Source organism: Rhodococcus sp. 06-1460-1B (assembly GCF_002258475.1).
GTDB lineage: Bacteria > Actinomycetota > Actinomycetes > Mycobacteriales > Mycobacteriaceae > Rhodococcoides > Rhodococcoides fascians.
Window position 1 is genome coordinate 34,676 of the sequence record NZ_NOYS01000013.1, and the last position, 20,541, is coordinate 55,216.

15 protein-coding genes and 1 pseudogene are annotated in these 20,541 nt (G+C 65.5%); 5 read left to right on the forward strand and 11 right to left on the reverse strand.

The window, feature by feature from the left end; all coding sequences use genetic code 11:
• Positions 1 to 22: 22 nt before the first annotated feature.
• The 3 genes and pseudogenes from CH268_RS28510 to CH268_RS04615 form a co-directional block, all read right to left on the reverse strand.
• A pseudogene (locus tag CH268_RS28510) lies at positions 23 to 1,447 on the reverse strand (condensation domain-containing protein); the annotation flags it as partial.
• Positions 1,444 to 3,099 (reverse strand): (2,3-dihydroxybenzoyl)adenylate synthase, encoded by a 1,656-nt coding sequence (locus CH268_RS04610; RefSeq protein WP_094662717.1) that lies wholly within the window; start codon positions 3,097 to 3,099, stop codon positions 1,444 to 1,446. The gene CH268_RS04610 and the pseudogene CH268_RS28510, both read right to left, overlap by 4 nt.
• A gap of 43 nt (positions 3,100 to 3,142) precedes the next feature.
• A complete protein-coding gene (locus CH268_RS04615; protein ID WP_094662634.1) occupies positions 3,143 to 6,634 on the reverse strand; it encodes a non-ribosomal peptide synthetase in 3,492 nt (1,163 codons plus the stop codon).
• A 116-nt stretch (positions 6,635 to 6,750) separates the two neighbouring features.
• Here CH268_RS04615 and CH268_RS04620 point away from each other — a divergent pair, with 116 nt between their 5' ends.
• On the forward strand, positions 6,751 to 7,962 hold the full coding sequence (locus tag CH268_RS04620) for an ABC transporter substrate-binding protein (RefSeq protein ID WP_094662636.1): 1,212 nt from the start codon (positions 6,751 to 6,753) through the stop codon (positions 7,960 to 7,962).
• A gap of 12 nt (positions 7,963 to 7,974) precedes the next feature.
• Here CH268_RS04620 and CH268_RS04625 read toward each other — a convergent pair whose 3' ends face one another.
• A complete protein-coding gene (locus CH268_RS04625; protein WP_094662638.1) occupies positions 7,975 to 8,391 on the reverse strand; it encodes an HIT family protein in 417 nt (138 codons plus the stop codon).
• A gap of 91 nt (positions 8,392 to 8,482) precedes the next feature.
• On the opposite strand from CH268_RS04625, the gene CH268_RS04630 reads away from it, so the two are divergent.
• Positions 8,483 to 9,274: an HAD-IIA family hydrolase gene (locus tag CH268_RS04630; RefSeq protein ID WP_094662719.1), complete on the forward strand. Its 792-nt coding sequence runs from the start codon at positions 8,483 to 8,485 to the stop codon at positions 9,272 to 9,274.
• 46 nt (positions 9,275 to 9,320) lie between these two features.
• Here the strand turns inward: CH268_RS04630 and purB are convergent, their stop codons facing one another.
• Positions 9,321 to 10,745 (reverse strand): adenylosuccinate lyase, encoded by a 1,425-nt coding sequence (purB, locus tag CH268_RS04635; protein ID WP_094662721.1) that lies wholly within the window; start codon positions 10,743 to 10,745, stop codon positions 9,321 to 9,323.
• Positions 10,746 to 10,861: 116 nt separating this feature from the next.
• Between purB and CH268_RS04640 the strand changes: the two genes are divergently transcribed.
• Together CH268_RS04640 and CH268_RS28140 are read left to right on the forward strand one after the other, a co-directional pair.
• Positions 10,862 to 11,512 (forward strand): DsbA family oxidoreductase, encoded by a 651-nt coding sequence (locus CH268_RS04640; RefSeq protein WP_094662640.1) that lies wholly within the window; start codon positions 10,862 to 10,864, stop codon positions 11,510 to 11,512.
• Positions 11,509 to 11,637: a hypothetical protein gene (locus CH268_RS28140; protein WP_255182292.1), complete on the forward strand. Its 129-nt coding sequence runs from the start codon at positions 11,509 to 11,511 to the stop codon at positions 11,635 to 11,637. Before CH268_RS04640 ends, CH268_RS28140 begins: the two co-directional genes overlap by 4 nt.
• Positions 11,638 to 11,648: 11 nt before the next feature.
• On the opposite strand, the gene CH268_RS04645 is transcribed toward CH268_RS28140, so the two are convergent.
• Positions 11,649 to 12,296 (reverse strand): TetR/AcrR family transcriptional regulator, encoded by a 648-nt coding sequence (locus tag CH268_RS04645; protein ID WP_094662642.1) that lies wholly within the window; start codon positions 12,294 to 12,296, stop codon positions 11,649 to 11,651.
• A 58-nt stretch (positions 12,297 to 12,354) separates the two neighbouring features.
• Here CH268_RS04645 and CH268_RS04650 point away from each other — a divergent pair, with 58 nt between their 5' ends.
• On the forward strand, positions 12,355 to 13,371 hold the full coding sequence (locus tag CH268_RS04650) for a GntG family PLP-dependent aldolase (protein ID WP_255182293.1): 1,017 nt from the start codon (positions 12,355 to 12,357) through the stop codon (positions 13,369 to 13,371).
• A gap of 65 nt (positions 13,372 to 13,436) precedes the next feature.
• On the opposite strand, the gene CH268_RS04655 is transcribed toward CH268_RS04650, so the two are convergent.
• The 5 genes from CH268_RS04655 to CH268_RS04675 form a co-directional block, all read right to left on the reverse strand.
• Positions 13,437 to 14,585: a pyridoxal phosphate-dependent aminotransferase gene (locus CH268_RS04655; protein ID WP_094662646.1), complete on the reverse strand. Its 1,149-nt coding sequence runs from the start codon at positions 14,583 to 14,585 to the stop codon at positions 13,437 to 13,439.
• Between the two features lie 135 nt (positions 14,586 to 14,720).
• A complete protein-coding gene (locus tag CH268_RS04660; protein ID WP_032374226.1) occupies positions 14,721 to 15,557 on the reverse strand; it encodes a DUF559 domain-containing protein in 837 nt (278 codons plus the stop codon).
• Positions 15,558 to 15,821: 264 nt separating this feature from the next.
• Complete coding sequence (gene purD / locus CH268_RS04665; RefSeq protein ID WP_094662648.1) at positions 15,822 to 17,072, reverse strand: phosphoribosylamine--glycine ligase; 1,251 nt, start codon at positions 17,070 to 17,072, stop codon at positions 15,822 to 15,824.
• Between the two features lie 76 nt (positions 17,073 to 17,148).
• The gene (locus CH268_RS04670; protein ID WP_094662650.1) at positions 17,149 to 19,146 is read right to left on the reverse strand and encodes a glycosyltransferase family 39 protein; all 1,998 of its coding nucleotides are present in this window, start codon (positions 19,144 to 19,146) and stop codon (positions 17,149 to 17,151) included.
• Positions 19,143 to 20,399, reverse strand: a complete 1,257-nt coding sequence (locus CH268_RS04675) for a bifunctional glycosyltransferase family 2/GtrA family protein (RefSeq protein WP_094662652.1) — start codon at positions 20,397 to 20,399, stop codon at positions 19,143 to 19,145. The genes CH268_RS04670 and CH268_RS04675 overlap by 4 nt, the downstream gene beginning before the upstream one ends.
• Positions 20,400 to 20,541: the final 142 nt, after the last annotated feature.

A 20,541-nucleotide genomic window follows, 5' to 3' on the forward strand; every position in this document is an offset into this window, starting at 1 on the left:
CAGACGGCCAGCGCGAGATCGGCAGATCGGGCTGCGCTGCAACGGTATCGAGTGCCGATGCGAACGAGTCGAGCAGCGATCGGGCACGCTCGTCGTCCACAGAATCGGGTAGATACGTCACCGACAGGTTCAGTTCATCGCCGGGATCCACTGCGATGGACACCGGGAACTCGGACCCATCGACGGTCGAGATGTGTCGCACGCGGCGCTCGTTCCCTGCCGACGTCGATTCTTGTCGTCCCGCAGGCCCGGCAGCGTTACGCAGGACGAGCAGGGTGTCGAACAGAGCCCCCGCACCGATGGCCTGCTGAATTCCACCGAGACCGAGGGTGTCGTGCGGCATCAGGTCGAGACGCTGATCCTGCACGCGCGCAGCCACATCGGTGGCCGAATCGAATCCACCTGCCGTCACCCGGATCGGCACCGTGCTGATGAACGCGCCGATCGCGGTGTCGGAACCGGCCACATCCATGGGCCGACCGGCGACGGCGGTACCGAACACCACATCGGACCGCCCCACCACACGCATCAACACACTCGCCCAGGCCGCTGCGAGAACCGTGAACAGAGTCGAACCGGATCGACGTGCGTGCAGATCCAGCGCGCCGGACACCGCTGCCGTCACTCTGCGTTCGATCCTGCGAGGTGAACCGTCCCCGCGGGTGGCCTCCGCGGCCACCGAGGTCGGGCTGTCGATATCGCCGAAGTACCGCTGCCACGCCTGCTCGGACTCGGCACGGTCGCGAGAAGCCAGCCAACGCAGATACTCACGGTAGCCGTGGTCCGTAGGAACGGGCGTGCCGTTCTCGTCGTGCTGCTCCAGGACTCGACCCACGAGCAGTGCCGAGGATCCGCCGTCGAAGCACCCGAACCAGTAGGTGGTCAACAGTCGGTCGACCCCTCCGGGAAGGTGCACCAGGGTGACCCGAAACAGTGGCGGCGCAGCGATGTCGAACGAGAGCGCCCGGTCGTCCGCGAGAATCCGGCTCCATCGATCGTCCACCTCGCTCGCCGGGCACGCACGGAGATCCACCACCGTCAACGGTGCCTGCACCGCAGAGAGTACGACCTGGGCCGGCGCGGTGTCGTCCGGCGTCACGAAGGCCGTCCGCATCGCCGCGGTGGTATCGACGACCGTTTGCAGAGCTCGCCTGATCCTGTCGTCGTCGAGGACGCGGTCGACCTCGACGACGGTTCGGACGGTGTACAGCTCGGTGGCATCGGCGTCGACACCTACCTGGAAGACGAGCCCGAGCTGCAGTGGTGACAGTGGCCAGACGTCGTCGATGGATCCGAATTGCTCCCTCAACGAATCGAATTCGGCGGATTCGACGTCTGCGAGTGGGCCGCGGCTCGCCTCGGGTGCGGCCGCGTCGCCTCGGGCACGCCGCAACCGCTCCTGCACCAACCTACGTCTGACGTCGTCGAGATCCATGGGTTCCTTCATCGAGTCGGCTGCTGTTGCGTGCACTGTGTGACGAGCAAGGACTTGTCCACTTTGCCGATGGCGGTGACGGGCAGCGATGTTCGTGTCACCACGCGATCGGGCAGTTTGAATCCGGCGCAGCCGGCCGCCGTCAGGAAGGCCCGCACGTCGGCGACGGTCGGACCGCTTCCGTTCGGCACCACGACTGCGCAGACACTTTCGCCCACAGCGGCATCGGGCACCCCGATCACCGCGACCCGCGCTACTGCAGGATGGGTGAGCAGCAGGTCTTCGAGCTCGTCGGCCGCGACGTTCTCGCCGTTTCGGGTGATCACGTCCTTGATGCGACCGGTGACGACGAGATGGCCGGACTCGAGCTCGCGCACCTGATCCCCACTGCGATAGAAGCCATCAGGGGTAATGGCAGTCGTATTATGTTCTGCCGCAGAATAATAGCCATTGATGGTGTAGGGGCCCCGCGTCAGCAATTCACCGACTTCCCCGGGCGATACATCGTTTCCGTCCGCATCGACGACGCGCACCTCGTCCAGATGGGACAACGGCCTGCCTTGCGTTCCGATCACCAGTTCCGCGCTGTCCTCGGCTCGGGTGTAGTTCAGTAGTCCTTCGGCCATGCCGAACACCTGCTGCAGCCGGCATCCGAGCGCGGGCTCGACCAGCTTGGCGACCTCCGGTGCCAGCTTCGCTCCCCCGACCTGCAGCAACCGCAAGCTGGACAGGTCTGCATCCTCCCATTCCGTTGCCTCGCACCACAGATGAGTCAACGTCGGAACCAGCGCCGTGATCGTCACGCGATACCTCTCGATCAGCGCGAACGCGTGGTCTGGGCTGGCACTGCCGGAGAACACCACCGTTGCCCCTACCCCGAGGGCACCGAGCAGCCCGGGGCATGCGAGCGGAAAGTTGTGTGCAGCAGGGAGAACGGCGAGATACACGTCCTCGGAACCGAGAGCGCAGACCTCCGCACTGGCCCTGGCGTTGTATTCGTAATCGTTGTGCGTACGGGCAATCAGCTTGGGCAATCCCGTCGTGCCACCGGAGACCAGCAGTAAGGCAGGATCGGTCGGCCGGGCGCGCGGAAACTGTCGGGGCACCCCGGCCACCGCGGACAGAGAGGTATGGGACCCGCCGCCGTTCGATTCGGGTCCGGAACTGTCGACGAAGACGTGCCGAACACTCGTCACCGACGCGAGAACCTCATCGGCGAGTCCGCGAAAGTCGAAGTCGCCGTCCCGACCGGAGATCACGTACGCCACCGCCGATGCGGTGGCGGCGAGATGGGTGATCTCACGTCGGCGATGTGCAGGCAGCGTCAGCACCGGAACTGCTCCGCATTCCAGCAATGCGAACAGCACGACCGCAAAGTTCACGGAGTTCGGCAATTGCACAACCACCCGATCGCCCGGTTCGATGCCGCGATCGGCGAATCCGGCTGCGACGCTCCGCACTCGTCGAAGCAGCTCGTCGTACCTCAGCTCCGTGCGATCGTCGACGACCGCCCTCGAAGGGCCGAACTGCGTCGCCCACGTTGCGAACACCTCTGGAAGGGCTTCACCTCGCCACAACCCGGCGTCGAGGTACCTGCGGGCACGCTCGTCGCCGAACGGCACGAAAGCGTCGACGTCGGCGTCCGGCTCGGCAAGTTCGGTCATGTTCTGCACCATGGATTCTCGTCCTCCGGGAATGCGAAGCGGGTCAGGAATGGTGTTCGAGCGCGGCCGACAGTTCGTCCTCCGACATCGCTTCGACCGACAGGAAGATCTCGGCGGTGGCCTCGAGGAATTCTGCGTCACCTTCTGCGCCGATCATCCGGTCCGCGAGCCCGGCCACGGTGGGTGCCGCGAACATCATGCGCACGGTGACCGACGTGATGTCGAAGGACTCGCGAATGCGGGCGACGATGGTCGTCGCCAGGACGGAATCGCCGCCGAGCGCGAAGAGCGTGTCCGTCACACCGATGCCGTCGACGCCGAGTACCTTCTGCCAGATCAGGGCAAGGGCGCTTTCGAGGTGAGTTCTGGGCGCAATCCGGGCATCGACCCGTTCGCTTTCTCCCGCTGCGCGACACAGCCGGACGACGGCAGCGGAGTCGATCTTGCCGTTGACGGTCAGCGGCAGCGCGGAGACCGTCACGATCTGCTCCGGCACCATGTGCGCTGGGAGACGCTCGGCGGCCCTGGCCCTCACGGCCGCTACCGTCTCACGGGGATCCGCGTCTCGATCGGTCGGCACCACGGCGGCCAGCAGGATCGGAGCTGCGGTGCGGTCGACAACGGCTGCGGCAGTGGCCACCTCGTGATCCGCGGTGAGTGCCGCTTCGATCTCTCCGAGTTCGATCCGAAATCCGTTGATCTTGATCTGGTTGTCCACACGGCCCACGAATTCGACCATGGAGCCGGTCTCGGCCATCGAGCCGGGGCAGTACCGAACCAGGTCTCCGGTGCGGTACCAGCGGTAGCCATCGGCCTCGACGAAGCGCTCGTTCGTACGCTCGGGATCGCCCAGATAGCCGTCGGCGAGACCGACGCCCGCGACCCACAACTCACCGGGCACCCAGTCCGGCACCTGGTTCCCACGCGCATCGACCACCCGAAGCGCCATCGACGCGAGCGGCACCCCGAACGGGACTGTGCGCCAGTTCGGATCGACGTCCACGACCTCACAGATGCTGTTGTGGATCGCGGTTTCCGTAGCGCCACCGAGTCCGGCGAACCGACATCCGGGAACCGCCGCCGTCAGCCGCCGGTAAAGGTCGATACCCACCTTGTCGCCGCCGAGCATGACGACCTCGAGCGAACCGCCCACATCGTCACCGGTGGACAGGATCATGTCCAGCAGCGGGGGCACGCAGCTGATCACCGTGACGCGGTGCGCACGAATCAGAGTGGCCCAGCGCTGCGGATCCTTGCGCTCGTGTTCCTCGATGAGCACGGCCGTACCGCCGGCCGCGAACACCGAGAACAGGTCGAACGTGCACAGGTCGAAGTCCAACTCGGACAGGCACAATGGACGGTAGCCCTCGTTCAGGTCGAAACGTTCGACCAGATCAATGATTGTGTTCATCGCGGCGCGATGCGAGACCACAACACCTTTCGGTTCACCCGTGGAGCCGGAGGTGAAGATCATGTACGCGGGCGCGGTGTCGGGGCCGAGGTGCGGGGCGGGCCGAGGCTCACTCAGGATCGCGTGGGACACCGCGAGACCGTCGTCGCCCGACCCGCCGATCGTCACCGTGAACCCCGCTTTTCGGGCGATCAGCGCAGCACGGCTCGACGGTTGGTCGACGCCGATCGGTACGTACACCCCGCCCGCGGCCAGAACACCCAGGATCGCGATCACCTGATCGGGCCCTTTGGGCAAGGTCACGCCCACCGTGTCGCCCACCCCCACGCCGCGATCGGTCAGCGCAGCAGCTACTTTCAGAGCACGATCTCGTAAGTCTCCGTACGTCATCGACTCGTACTCGCCCCACTCGAGCGCCAGCGCGTCGGGATGCTGCGACGCGCGATCGAAGAAGGCGCGGTGCAGAGTCTCGTTCCCGGCCGACTGCGACGCGTCCGTTCGGGGTACATCGGCAGCCGGAGTTCGCGACATCAGCTGACGCGGTGGAACCAGCTGACCCACAGGCTCCGCCCACACGGAGTCACCGTCGACCACGAGTGCGCGAACCAGCGTCTCGAACGCGTCGAACATCGCGTCGGGAACCCCTGGGAGGAACTCGTTCTCGCGTATGTCCCAGTTGACCAACACGCCACCGTCGAGTTCGGTGATCTGCGCGTCGAGAACCACCTGCGGCCCCTGCGACATGATCCACACCGGATCACCGAAGACCTGCCGCGCGCGAGCGTCGAACAACTCGCCCAAACCGAGCGCGCTCGTGAAGACGACGGGAGCCAGCACCGGCTCTCCTCGACGGCGGCCGAGGTCGCGTAGCACCTCGACCCCGGAATAGTCGGCGTGCGAGGCGTCTTCGTGCAGTCGGGACCGGATCCGACGGGAACGTTCGACGAACGAGAGCGGCTCGCTCAGATCGACTTCCAGCATGACCGACGACGAGAAGTCACCGATGAGATTCTCGACGTCGGGATGCGTCGGAGCGCGATCGAACATGGGCACGTTGAGCAGAAACCGTTGTTCACGAGACCAGGCACCGATCACCTCGGCGAACGCCGTGGCCACTGCCACCGCCGGGGTGACTCCGTGGGCTCTGGCGTGCGTCTGGAGATCACCGTATGCCGCGGAGTCGAGATGAAATGCCCGACGCAATGCTACCGGGACACCCGAATCATGTTCCAGCAGAGGAAGGGTGGGCGCTCCGGGCAGTGAGTCGAGGCGCTCGGACCAGTAGCGTTCGGCCTGAGCACGGGCGCTGCGTCGATCGAGCGGGCGATCGGCAAGGTACCGCGAATAGCTGTACTCGATTGCCCGGAGTGTATCGCCGTCGTAGGCCCGCGCCAGGTCTGCAACCAGAATACGAAAACTCACTGCGTCGCCGGCGATCATGTCGATGTCCAGGTGCAGACGCGTGCGACCGTTCGGCAGGAGCGACAGATCGGCCGAGAACATCTCGCCCGCTTCGATATCGAGCATCTGGTGGGTCAGACGGAGCCGCGTTTCTTCGAGGCGGTCGGTCGGGTCGGACTCGGATCGTAGGTCGTGGACCGTCAACCCGCGCCACCCCGAGGTCGGTTCGATGCGCTGCTGTCCGTTGTCCGAAATCCGGGCCCGCAACATCTCGTGCCGTTGTGCGACGGCATCGAGCGCCGCACGTAGTCGATCAGGATCCACTGCCTCGCCGTCGAATTCGGTGTAGAGATGCGGTGCGACCCCACCGAACCGCTGCTCGGCACTGCGCCCGATCCAGTAGGCGTGCTGCAACAGTGCGAGATCGAACTCCGACGTGTCCCGTTCGACCAGAGTCGATTGCCGCTCGGGGTTTCGGGAACTCGATTCGGCCGAAGCACCGATCAGTTCGGACCAGGCAGAAATGTTCGGCTGCGCGGCGAGCTCGGCAAACGTCACCGTCGACCCCTGCTTGCGGAATCTCCCGACCAACCGCATCAGAACGATCGATTCGAGACCCAGCTCGAACAGATCCGCGTCCATCGACACAGCCCCGGGTTCCGCACCGATCAGTTCTGCAACCACCGCCCGCAGTTCGTCCCGTCCGATTCCCCGCTGATCCATCCGGTGAGTCCCCTTCGATCGACTGTGTTGCGTATGCGCGCGACCAGGCGATATCCAGAGCCCGTCCATAAGGAAAGGCTACCCTCGCTTAGTCGACCCTGAGGAGGCTAGCATCTGTGGGCCACCGCGAGGAGGGTGCCCTCGGCCCCTACCTCGACACCAGGAAGAACGGCGCTCCACTCGACATCGGCCATCTCGGCCTCGACGAAAGCAGACACGTGACACCGACTTCGAGCAGATTCGGCTCCGCACCCCGCGCTCTCACCGGAGGCATCGCGGTTCTCGTGCTTCTCGCCGCTGCGGCATGCAGCAGTGGCACCACCGACACCGACGACGCCGGCACCCAGGCCGTCGACCTGAACGCGAACCCCGCCGCGTGCAGTGCGAACGACCGCGTCGATTCGGTCGACCGAGCGTCCGGACCGTTCACGTACACCGACGGCCGCGGACGGACCGTGTCCCTCGATGCACAACCGACCAGAATCATCGCCGACGAGGAATCCGCCGCTGCGCTGATGTCGTACGGAATCAAGCCGATCGCCATCTGGTCGACGACGCCGATGGGGACCAGCCCGATTCTGAGTTGCTCCGATCTGACGGGCATCGAATCGGTCGGCGAGACCTGGGGCACCTTCGATTTCGAGAAAGCCGCCAGCCTGGACCCGGATCTCGTCATCGGTGAGTTCAACCCGAGATTCGGCCAGTTCGGCAAGTTGACCACGACGGCCGATTCGTCCAAGGCCGACACGATCGATCGGATCGCTCCCACCCTGGGGGTCACCTTGGACACGACGTCGACCGCGAAGACCATCGAGAACTACGCCGGGTTGGCGTCGTCGCTCGGCGTCGACCTCGACACCCCACAGCTGGCAGACATCAAGTCCGACTACGACGCTGCTGTCACCAACTTCAAGAAGGTTGCGTCCGAACGTCAGGACCTCACCGGAGTGGGAGTCTGGCCCCTCGACGTCGCCTACGTACTCGACCCGTCGGCGGATCCCGACTTCAGCGACTACGAAAGCTGGGGCCTGAAGATGTACACACCCGACGGCACCGACGACGGTTACTGGAAGAAGGTGTCCTGGGAGAACGTATCGAGTGTCGATGCCGATGTCGCGTTCGTCTACCACGACGTTGCCAACGCATCCGACGTGAAGCTTGCCGACATCCCGAGCCGTTACCCCGGCTTCGACACCATCTCCGCCGTCGAAAAGCAACAGATGGTGCTGTGGGACTACGGCGCCAACAAGAGCTACAGCCGCTACACCAACACCATCGACGTCTACGCCGATGCAATGTCCAAGGCGCAGAAGGTCACTACCGAGTAGTCGCGTCGAAAACTACAGGCGGGCCGCGATCTCGGCCGCCAGTCGGTCGAGATCGGATCGATGCGGCGACGACGGCCGAGCACGGAGGCCGAAGCCGTCGCCGATCATGCGCGGAATGACGTGGAGATGGACGTGAAAAATCTCCTGACCTGCCACCGTGCCGTCGGCGAGGAACAGGTTCACCCCGGCGACGCGTGGATTGCTTGCTCGCACAGCGGCAGCCACCTTCTGCCCGACGACGAACAGATGCGCACCGACCTCGGGCGGCAACTCGGCCAGCGTCCGATACTGCTGCTTGGGCACCACGAGCACATGCCCGGTGGTGAGAGGCCTGATGTCCATGAACGCGATCGCGGTGTCGTCCTCGTGGACGCGCGACGCCTCGGCGGTCCCGGCAATGATCTCGGAGAAAATCGTGTAGGGGTTCACGGCATCGAGCCTAGGCGTGAGCGCAGACTGCACGAACGACACCGCGACCGCTGAAACTGCACGACTCACTCGACCCGACTACTGTTTGCCGATGAGCATCGGCGGGGTTCTCTTCGACATCGACGGCGTACTCGTCACGTCGTGGCAGGCGGTATCCGGAGCAGCCGCGACGCTGAAGTACCTGGACGACAACGACATTGCACGCGCGTTCCTGACCAACACCACCTCGAAGACGCGCGAGCAGATAGCGGCGGCATTGCGCGACGTCGGACTCGACGTCCATTCCGACGAGATCGTCACCGCCGCGTCGCTCACCGCGGATCATCTACGCGAGAACTACCCGGATGCCCGGGTGGTCATGATCAACAACGGCGAGATCGCGGCCGATATGCCGGGCATCGAATTCGTCGACGAGTCGTCCGGGGATCCGGATGTCGTGGTCGTCGGCGGTGCCGGCCCGGAATTCACGCACGAGCGGCTCAGTGGCGTCTACGACTGGCTGTGTCGCGGCATTCCCGTCGTCGCGATGCATCGATCGTTGATGTGGAGTACCGGTGGCGGGTTACGCATCGACACCGGCATGTACCTCGCCGGGATGGAGCAAGCGTCCGGACACGCCGCGAAAGCCATCGGCAAGCCCGCTCCCCTGGGCTTCCGCACGGCGTCCGAGCGGATGGGCGTCGACCCGGACGACGTCGTGATGGTCGGCGACGACCTCGACAACGACGTCCTCGCCGCCCAGGTCGTCGGCATGACCGGTGTTCTGGTGCGCACCGGAAAGTTCCGTCAGGACGTGCTCGATCGACGCATCACCGACGAATTCGCGATGGAACCCGATCACGTGATCGACTCCGTCGCAGACCTGCCGGACGTCCTGATGTGAGTGGAAACTCGTAGCCCACTACGAGTTTCCACTCACAACAGAAAACTCAGAGAATCGGCGACGGGCTGTAGGCCGCACCGGCCGGGAACTTCGCGATCAGCCGCTCCACGGCCGCAACGACCGCACTGACCTGTGCGTCCGCTGCACCGACGAAGGCCGTCTTGTCGGCCAGCGCCGCATCGAGTGCAGCGCGGTCGAGCGGCAGGCGGTCGTCGGCAGCCAGGCGATCCAGCAGGTCGGGCTCGAGTCCCTGCTCACGCATGGCCAACGCGACGGCGACGGCGTGTTCCTTGATCGCCTCGTGCGCGGTCTCGCGGCCGACGCCTGCGCGTACGGCCGCCATCAGCACCTTGGTCGTCGCGAGGAACGGCAGGTAGCGATCCAGTTCCTTGGCGATGACGGCGGGGTACGCACCGAACTCGTCGAGCACGGTCAGGAAGGTCTCGATGAGACCGTCGATGGCGAAGAACGCGTCGGGCAGCGCGACGCGACGCACGACGGAACAGAAGACGTCGCCCTCGTTCCACTGAGCTCCGGCGAGCTCGGCAGCCATCGATCCGTAGCCGCGGAGCACCACCTGCAGGCCGTTGACGCGTTCGCACGAGCGCGTGTTCATCTTGTGCGGCATCGCCGACGAACCGACCTGGCCGGGCTGGAAGCCCTCGGTGACCAGCTCGTGGCCCGCCATCAGACGGACGGTGTGTGCGAACGACGACGGCCCGGCACCCACCTGGACCAGCGCGGACACGACCTCGTGATCGAGCGAGCGGGGATACACCTGGCCGACGCTGGTGAGCGTGTGCCGGAAGCCGAGATGATCGGCGACGATGCGTTCGAGTGCGACGAGCTTCGCGGAGTCTCCGCCGAAGAGGTCGAGCATGTCCTGCGAGGTGCCCATCGGGCCCTTGATTCCGCGCAGTGGGTAACGCGCGATCAGTTCCTGCAGCCGGGACAGCGCGAGCAGAAGCTCGTCGGCGGCCGACGCGAAACGCTTGCCCAGCGTGGTGGCCTGGGCGGCGACGTTATGGCTTCGTCCGGCCATGACGAGGGCAGAGTATTCGGCGGCGCGTTCGGCCAACCGCTTCGCCACGGCGACACCGTGCGTGTGGACGTGTTCGAGCGAACGCAGAATCTGCAGCTGCTCGACGTTCTCGGTCAGGTCGCGGCTGGTGAGCCCCTTGTGGATGTGCTCGTGACCGGCGAGGGCGTTGAACTCCTCGATGCGAGCCTTCACGTCGTGCCTGGTGACGCGTTCCCGCTCGGCGATCGATGCCAGGTCGACCTGGTCGGCGACAGCTTCGTAATCGGCGATCGCCGCGTTGGGCACGTCGACTCCGAGCGAGGACTGTGCGCGCAGCACGGCAATCCACAGTTGCCGTTCGAGCGTGATCTTGTATTCCGGAGACCACAGCTCCACCAGTTCGGGGCTTGCGTAACGGGTGGCCAGGACATTCGGGATGCTCACGAGCATCCAGCTTACGTGGCCCAGTTGTCGGTCTCGGATGAGGTCGGACGCGAATTCGGCCGTCGGACCGAGCATCGCCGCAGCGTGGAATAACCGCACCGCATTCCGATGTTGCAGCCGCCGTGAGCCGAACAGTGAAGGTCGACATCTGGTCCGATATCGCGTGCCCGTGGTGCTTCGTCGGTAAGCGCCGTTTCGAGGCAGGTGCTGCGGAGTTCATCGCCGATGGCGGGACGCTCGAGGTGGAGTTCCACTCGTTCGAGCTGGCACCCGACACACCGGTCGACTTCGACGGCACCGAAGTCGACTTCCTCGTCTCCCACAAAGGCATGCCGGCCGCCCAGGTCACGCAGATGTTGGGGCAGATGACCGAGCTGGCCGCAGGCGAGGGGCTCGCGTACGACTTCGACGCCGTGCAGCACACCAACACCGTCAAGGCGCACGAACTCCTGCACTTCGCCAAGTCGAAGGGCAAGCAGGTCGAGATGAAGGAACGGCTGCTGGCGGCCTACTTCGAGGAGGGCCGCCACGTCGGACGCGTCGACGACCTCGCCGACCTGGCCGCGGAGATCGGTCTCGATCGTGACGAGGTGGTCGAGGCGCTGAAGTCCGAGGAGTTCCTGCCCGCCGTGCGCGCGGACAAGGAGCAGGCCATCGCCTACGGAATCAGTGGTGTGCCGTTCTTCGTGATCGACGGTCGCCTCGGTGTGTCGGGCGCGCAGGAACCGTCGGTGTTCGCCGACGTCCTGCAGAAGGCCGCGGCCGGCTCATGAGCGGCCCTTTGGAGATGGTCGGCGACGACCACGGACTCGTCTGCGAGGACGGTGTGTGCGAGGTGCCGCCGATCCGAGACGCAGACTCGGGCGAGAACGACTTCGGGCTGAACACGCCGGCCTGAGAGTGCCGGAGTCAATCGGCCGACACCTGTTGCGCCGGTGCCACGATGTCGATGACGGCCAACAGCATGCTCCGCGCCATTTCGCGCGGATCGGGATCCACCTCGCTGAGCGCGCCCACCACTGCACCGTCGACCACTGCCACGAGTCGTCGTAACTGCTCTTCCTGCACGGTTCGCCCCGATCGACGCAGCACATCGGTCAGCAGGTCATCGATCTGGGCACGCAGCCTCAGCTGCACCTCACGAAGTTCCGGATGCCGAGCCGACGCGATGAACCGCTCGTATCTGGCGACCAGTTGCTCATGGCCACCCTGCGGCCCGATCAGCAGATCGACGATGAGGTCGACGGTCGACTCCATCTTCTGCGAGCACTTGCCCTCGTCGTCGATACGTCCGCGCATGACGTCGATCTCGCGGGTCCCGACGACGTCGACCGCGGCGGCCACCAAGTCGCCGAGCGACTCGAAATAGTAGGTGGTCGACGCCAACGGCAGGCCGGCGCGAGCGGCAACCGACCGGTGCCGAACCGCGTCGAATCCACCCTCGACCAGCAGGTCTGCAGCCGCCGACGCCAGAGCGTGGCGGCGGCGCACTCCCTTCGGAGTCGCACCCGACACCTTGTGCTGCGACTCGGTCGGACCTGCGGACATTCCAGTCATCGTGCCAGCTCGCAGCCGTTCGTCGGACTGCTTTCGCGCTATGGAATTGTCAGTGTTCGTGGCTCATCGACCTATCGACCTTCGCTCCGACACCATCACCCGACCAGATTCGATCATGCGACAAGCAATGGCCGACGCCGAAGTGGGCGACGACGTCCTCGATCACGATCCGACGATGGCGGCGCTCGAGGAAAGAGTGGCGGATCTGCTCGGCTTCGAGGCGGCGCTGTGGGTGCCGTCCGGTTCGATGGGCAACATCATCGCGCTGATGCTCCATCTGCAGCGCGGCGATCGTTTCCTGGCCCCCGAGCACGCGCACGTCCTGGGCTCCGAGCTCGGCACCGCAGCCTGGTTGGCGGGTGGAATGCCCGAGGCACTTCCCCACGACGGTGGCCCCGGACGCCCCCTTGCGTCGACGGTGCGTGCGGCAGCCGGCGGCGGCGTCGGACCGTACTTCGCCCTGCGGACCACATTGCTCTCGCTCGAGAACACACACAATTTCGCCGGCGGCGCCGTGCTAGGACCGGACGAGTGGGCGGAACTCGTTGCTGCCGGACGTGACTCGGGATTGAGAATTCATCTCGACGGGGCTCGGCTGTGGAATGCCGCTGTGGCACTCGATGTTCCGATCGCGTCGTTGACCGCCGACGCAGACACGGTGCAGGTCTGCCTGAGCAAGGGGCTCGGCGCACCCGTCGGCTCGATGCTCGTCTCCGATGCCGCGCGAATCCACGAAGCCCGGCGTGTGCGAAAGATGTTGGGCGGCGGCGTACGTCAGGGCGGGGTTCTGGCTGCGGCAGGGCTCGTCGCCCTGGATCGAATCGGCGATCTCGCCGAGGATCACGCAAATGCCTCGACGCTGGCACGCGGCCTTCGTGAACGCGGCTGGGAGGTCGCGGAACCCCAGACGAACATCGTGCTCGCCGCCGTCGCCGATCCTGTTCGGACGGTGACCGAGCTGGCCGATCTGGGCATCGCAGCGGTGACCGTCGCGGGCAAGGTGCGTTTCGTGACGCATCGCGACGTATCCGCCGCCGACATCGACGAGGTACTGGAGCGGCTGCGCCGCATGTGAGCGCAGCGCTTTCCTGTCGTTCCGCAGGCTCCACTCCTGCCTCGTAGGCTGCTACGAGTTTCCATTCACATGCGACGTAGTCGCTCCAACGCTTCTTCGACGTCGGACGTGGTGCCCGCGAACGAGAATCGCACCGTGTGGTTCCCACGGACGGTGTCGAAGTCGACGCCGGGTGCCAACGCGACACCGGTCTCGGCCAGCACTCGGGCGCACCAACTACGCGAGTCGTCGGTGAGATGCGCGATGTCGGCGTACACGTAGAAGGCACCGTCGGCCGGAGCCAGATCGGTGATACCCAACGCAGGCAAACCGTCGAGCAGGATCCTGCAGTTGACGGCGTACCGCTCGACATGCGAATCCAGCTCTCGGCGCGACTCTTCGGTGAATGCCGCAATGGCTGCCACCTGCGAGATCGCCGGCGGGCAGACCGTCATGTTCGATGCCAAACGTTCGACGGCCCTGCGCAATCGGGCCGGTAGCAGCATCCAGCCCATGCGCCACCCCGTCATCGAGAAGTACTTGGACACAGACCCGATGGCCACGGATTCCTTCGACGTCTCCCAGGCGCTGGACGTGTGCGCATCGCCGTAGGAGATGCCGTGATAGATCTCGTCGGAGATCAACAGCGTTCCGTGCTCGTCGCACCAGCGTGCGATTGCGGCCAGCTCGTCGGGGTCGATGATCGTGCCGGTGGGATTGGCCGGACTGGCGACGATGAGCCCGGCAGGCGGCTCCGGTAGCTCGTCGAGCATCGCGACGGTGGGCTGGAACCGTGTCTCCTCCACACAATCCAGTTCGACGACGCGACAGCCCAACGCCGCCAACGTGTTTCGATACGCCGGGTACCCGGGCCTGGCCATGACGACGGTATCCCCCGCGTCGAACGCCGCGAGGAACAACAACGTGAATGCGCCCGACGACCCGGTGGTGATCACCACGTCGTCGGCCTCGACGGTGATGCCGTACCGCGTGCTGTGATACTCCGCGATCGCTTGCCGTAGCGGCAGAATGCCCAGCGTCTCGGTGTACCCGAGCAGATGCGAATCCAGCGCGTCTCGGGTGGCGCGCAACACCGGCTCGGGTGCCCTGGTCGACGGCTGACCTGCGGCGAGCGACAGCACATCACCGTGAGTACGCGCCCGCTCGGCCGCCGCGGCGAACACATCCATCACGTGGAACGGCTCGACCTTCGATCGCTGCGATTCACTGTGCATTCCATCGACACTACTGACTAGAGTGTCCACAATTCCGCGGCAGGCATGGGATCGTGCGGGCCGAACAGGTGAGCTGGGTGTCCACAATTCCACGCTAGGCACGGCATCCCGCCTCCGGCCACACATAGTGGACACTCAGCTCAGTGCCTTCCGGCGACGTCGCACGGTCTCGATGATCTGGCGCACCACGGCGTCGAGGTCGGTCATCACCAGCGCGGCCGAGTATCGCAGCACGAGCCACCCCTCGAGCTGCAGTGCGTTCTGGCGCACTCGGTCGTTGGTGAACACCCCCGGCGCGCTGTGGAATTCACGGCCGTCGATCTCGATGATCACCCGGGCTCGACGGTCCAACAGATCGGCGAAGTACTGCCCCACCGCCGCGTTGATCTCGAGAAAGTAGCCTGCCGCGGTGAGTGCGCGGGCCACCAGTCGTTCCGGTTCGGAGAGCGTGCGTGGGCAGCACTGTCGCAGCTGCTTCTTCGCTTCGGTGACTCCTGCCATTCCGGCCGACTTCGCGCATTGCGCCGCCAATCCGCGTTTGCTGACGGACCCGCTGAGCGCTGCGTCGACGAACGGTTCCAGGGCTGCCCCACCGAGTGACGCCGACACGTCGACGATGCACTGCTCGATCGTCACGACAGGGAGGGTGTCGACGAAACTCGTCTCCCGAATGGTTCGACGATACGCGCGCAGCCACGAAGGGCACCGCGCTCGCGTGCTGCGGGGCACGGTGATGTGCACCTGTTCGGGTTCGTCATCGATCAGGTTCCACCACCACGCCGCAGTCAGGTGGCTGAGCACTGCATCCGGTTGCCATAACGTCGCGGCGACGCATCGGTCGCGGAACGACGGCTCTCCTGTGCAGTAGACGCCCGGCAACAGCCGGGTCAGCGTGCCGACCCTGGCCCGATAGTCGATTGCCCCTGCGCTGACGCCACTGTCGAGTAGTTGCTGCCTCGTGAATACCCCCATGGTCGAACAGCTTTGTGCTCGAGAACTGTTCGCGGGAGCCCGATGCGAGAAATGTGGACAACGCGAATGCCTGTGGACAACTGGGCTCAGTGTCCACTTTCAGCCCCGGCCATTGGGATCCCGTGTGCTATGCCAAATAGTGGACACTCAACACACCTAGCCCCAGCAACGGGACTCAGCGTCCACTCTCAGCCCCGACGATCGGGATCCCGTGCACGACGGCAAATAGTGGACACTCAGCACACCTGCTTCGCGGGCATCGACCTACAGCGAGATACGACCCTCCACGGCGGCGAGGCCGATGTCGGTGCGGAAGTGACTGCCCGGCAATCGGATTCCGGCGATCCGGGAGTAGGCGTCATCTCGGGCGGCGGTGAGGTCGAATCCTGTGCCGACGACGCTCAGCACGCGTCCACCCGCGGAGACGACCGCGCCGTCCTTCACAGCGGTGCCGGCATGCAGGACGCCTTCGCCCTCGGAGCCGAGGATCTCGTCACCGGTGCGGGGGCGACCGGGGTAGTTCTCGGCGGCGATGACGACGGTGACCGCCGCGCCGTCCTTCCAGCGCAGAGGTGGCAGTGACGCCAGCGTGCCGGTTGCCGTCGCGTTCAGCGCCTCGCCGAGCGGCGACTCCAGCAAGGCCAGCACCGCCTGTGTCTCGGGATCACCGAAGCGACAGTTGAATTCGACGACGGCCGGGCCGTCGGCACCCATCGCGAGGCCGGCGTACAGCAGACCCGAGAACGGCACGCCACGCTTCACCATCTCGGCGGCAACGGGTTTCACCACGTCACGGACGATCTCGTCGACGGCACCTTCGGGCAACCATGGGAGTGGGGTGTACGCGCCCATGCCCCCGGTGTTGGGGCCGGTATCTCCGTCGCCGACGCGTTTGTGGTCCTGCGCGGGCAGCAGCGGAACCACGGTCTCGCCGTCGACGAGGCAGAACAGGGACACCTCGGGGCCGTCGAGGAACGACTCGAGCAGTACCGGGTGACCGTTTTCGAGGAGTTCGGCGGCGTGGTCGCGGGCGACGAGGCGGTCGGTGGTGACGACGACGCCTTTGCCTGCGGCGAGTCCGTCGTCCTTGACGACCCAGTTGGGGCCGAATCGGTCGAGGGCAGCATCGAGCAGTGCGGGCGAGTCGACTATTTCGCTGTGTGCGGTTCGCACGCCGGCCTGTGCCATGACGTCTTTGGCGAACGCCTTGGATCCTTCGATGCGTGCGGCGTCGGCCGACGGGCCGAACGTGGCGATGCCGGCCTCGCGCAGAGAATCGGCCACTCCGAGAACCAGGGGCACCTCGGGCCCGATGACGACGAGGTCCACCTCGAGCTTCCTGGCCAGTGCTGTCACCGCCTCACCGGATGCCACGTCGACGGCGTGCTGTTCGGCGAGCGTGGCCGTGCCTGCATTGCCGGGAGCGACGAACAGCTTGTCGACCGACGGGTCGGCCTTCAACGCAAGTAGAAGGGCGTGCTCACGAGCACCGGAACCTATGACGAGTACGCGCACAGTGCATCAGACTATCTGCTCGACGCCGTCGGGCCCCGCACCTGTCGTGATGCGGGGCCCGTCGGGGATAGCGAGATTACTGTGTCAGGTCGTACAGCGTGACGTTGTCGACGGTGGTCGCGGTGAAGTTCTCGGTCACCCATGCCGAGATTTCAGCCGAGGAACCCGACTCCCTGCCACCCATACCGCCGCCTCCGATGAAGTAGTGGATTCGGCCGTCGGCCACGTACTGCTGGAACTCGGCGAGGGTCGGCGACGGGTCGGTTCCGTTGAAGCCGCCGACGGGCATGACGGGATCCTCGGTGGCCAGTTGATAACCCGCCGCGGTGTTGGCACCGATGGCCGCCGCAACCCAGGTGTACGAGGCGGCGTCCTGTTCGAGCATCGAGGTGACCTCGGCGGTCGGGGTGCTGCCTTCGAGCAGTCCACCCGTACCGCCGCCCATGCCCATCTCGGCTCCGCCCGGCAGCTGGCCGGCCTGACCCGGGAGTCCCGCCGGTGGCTGCATTCCGGCCGGCATCTGTGCACCGGGAGGCAGCTGCATTCCACCCGGCAGACCACCCTGCCCGCGCCGGCCCTCACCCATGCCGCCGAATCCGCGCATACCGGTGTTCGGCCCGGCGGACACGATCGATCCGGTGTGCGGGGTGCCGATCGTGTCCACCGCGTACGCCGTCGGCCCGGCCAGTCCGGCGAACATCACCGCGAGAATCGCGACCGCGGCGGGCCGGCCGCGAGTGAGCGCCGGAATCAGCACTGCCACCACCGCCACCACACCGACGACCAGGATCGCCCACTTCAGCCACGGCACGAAGCTCGCGCTACGGCCGAGCAGCACCCACGCCAGGGTGACGGTCGACGCCACCGCGAGCGCCATCGCGATCCGGACCCACAACCGCTGTCGTTCGCGCCACAGCAGAACACTGCCGATACCGACGACCGCAGCGACGGCAGGCGAGAGTGCGACCGTGTAATACGAGTGGAAGATGCCGGCCATGAAGCTGAACGTCAGACCGGTGACGAGCAGCCATGCGCCCCACACGATCAACGACGCGCGTGGCGCATCGGTGCGAGGGGCTTTGCCTCGCAACACAAGTCCCGTTACCAGCAGCAACAATGCGGCGGGGATGAGCCAGGCGATCTGGCCGCCCTGGGAGGCGTCGAACATGCGGAGGATGCCGGTCTCGCCCCACATCGACCCGCCGCCGCCACCGACACCGCCCGGGGTGACGCTGCCGGTCTCGTTGCCACTGAGTCGGCCCAACCCGTTGTAGCCGAGAGTCAGTTCCAGAATCGAATTGTTCTGCGAGCCACCGACCCACGGCCGCGAGGATGCCGGCCAGAATTCGACGATCAGCAACCACCAACCGGCCGAGACGATCATGGCTCCGAGCGCGGCGAACAGTTGCAGCACTCGAGTGCCAAGTTTGGGCGGCCCAGCGATCAAATACGTCAAGGCCAGCGGCGGTACGACGAGCATCACCTGAAGCTGCTTGGTGAGAAAGCCGAATCCGACGAACATACCGGTGATCAACAGCCACTTGGTCTTTCCCGATTCGACGCCTCGCAACATGGACCAGACGGCGGCGATCATCAGCAGCACCAGCAACGCGTCGGGATTGTTGAACCGAAACATCAGTGCGGCAACGGGTGTCAGCGCCAGCACCAGTCCGGCGAGCAGCCCGGCGGCCGCACCGAATCGGCGGACGACGACGGCTCGTAGCAGCGCAACGGAGGCGACTCCGAGGAGCGCCTGAGGCACCAGCATCGCCCAGGTGTTCAGACCGAACACCCGCACCGACAACGACATCAGCCACAGTGACATCGGCGGCTTGTCGACGGTGATGGAGTTGGCCGCGTCGGAGGACCCGAAGAAGAACGCCTTCCACGACACCGAACCTGCTTGTATCGCTGCGGAATAGAAGGAGTTGGCCCAACCCGAGGCACCGAGTCCCCAGATGTATGCCACGCCGGTGCCGATCAGCAGAGCGGTCAACCCGAGGAGTTCCCACCGCCGGGAGGTCGCCGGCTCGGTCGGCGCGGCCGCGGACGGCCGTTCGATCGTCGTGGTCATCGGTTCTCTCCCAAAGGGTTGGACTCCGGGCGGGTGGACTCCGGACTACGGAAGACCCACCGCAGTGCGACGAATCGGCACAAGGTGGCAACGAGATTGGCGACGACGAGAACGGCCAGTTCGATGTGCCGCGACACGTCCGGAGACCAGGCGTGCAGTACCGCGAGCGAGCCGCTGGTCATCAACAGCGCGAAGCCGAAGATCGCCAGACCCTGCAGCTGGTGCTTACCCGCGCTCGCGGGCCCTCGGACGCCGAAAGTGAAGGCACGGTTGGCCGCTGTGTTCAGTACCGCGGTGATGAGCAGTCCGGCGAAGTTCGCGGCCTGTGCCCCGATCATGGGATGCAGCACCAGATACAGCAGTGCGTAGGCCACGGTGCTCGCGACACCGATGATGCCGAATCGCACCAGCTGGCCGATCATTCCGTGCGGTACACCGGCCACGAGCGGCTCCCGTCCCAGGCTTCGACGCAGTTCGGCGACGGGGAGCATTCCGGTCGCAAGGGCACGACCGACGCGCCAGCATCCCTGCAGATCCTTGACGGCGGTATCGAGGAGGTGGACGCTGCTGTCGGGATCGTCGACCCAATCGACCGGAACCTCGTGAATCCGTAGGCCGACCTTCTCGGCGATGACGAGCAGTTCGGTGTCGAAGAACCATCCGGTGTCTTCGACGAGTGGAAGCAACTGGCGAGCAACATCGGTGCGCATCGCCTTGAACCCGCATTGAGCGTCGGAGAAGCGGGCGCGCAGCGAGGTGCGCAGGATGAGATTGTAACTGCGCGAGATCAATTCACGTTTCACTCCGCGAACGACCCGTGACGACCGGTTCAGCCGAGAGCCGATGGCGAGGTCCGAGTGACCCGACAGCAGTGGAGCGACGAGCGGCATGAGGGCGTTGAGGTCGGTGGACAGATCGACATCCATGTAGGCAACGACGTCGGCGTCGGACGCGAGCCACACCGCTTTGAGCGCCCGCCCACGTCCCTTCTCGTCGAGGTGATGAACCCGAACTCCGTCGATCTCGTCGGCGAGCCGATGCGCCACCGCGAGGGTGCCGTCGGTACTTGCGTTGTCGGCGATGGTGATCCGCGACCGAAACGGGATCCTTTCCTCGAGATGCTCGTGCAGTCGACGAATGCACTGCTCGAGATCCGCCTCTTCGTTGTACACCGGGATGACCACCTCGAGCGTGGCCGTTGCGTTCGAGCCGGGCCGGTGGCCTGCTGCTCGGGCGAGGTAGTTCGTTGTCATGAGGCAACACTCGTGTGTGCAGCTGGACCCACGCTGCGACGAACCTGGCAATCACCTGGGAGGACAGGAGCGCAGCCTGCGGAGTGACCATGGAGGACAGGAGCGCAGCCTGCGGAGTGACCATGGAGGACAGGAGCGCAGC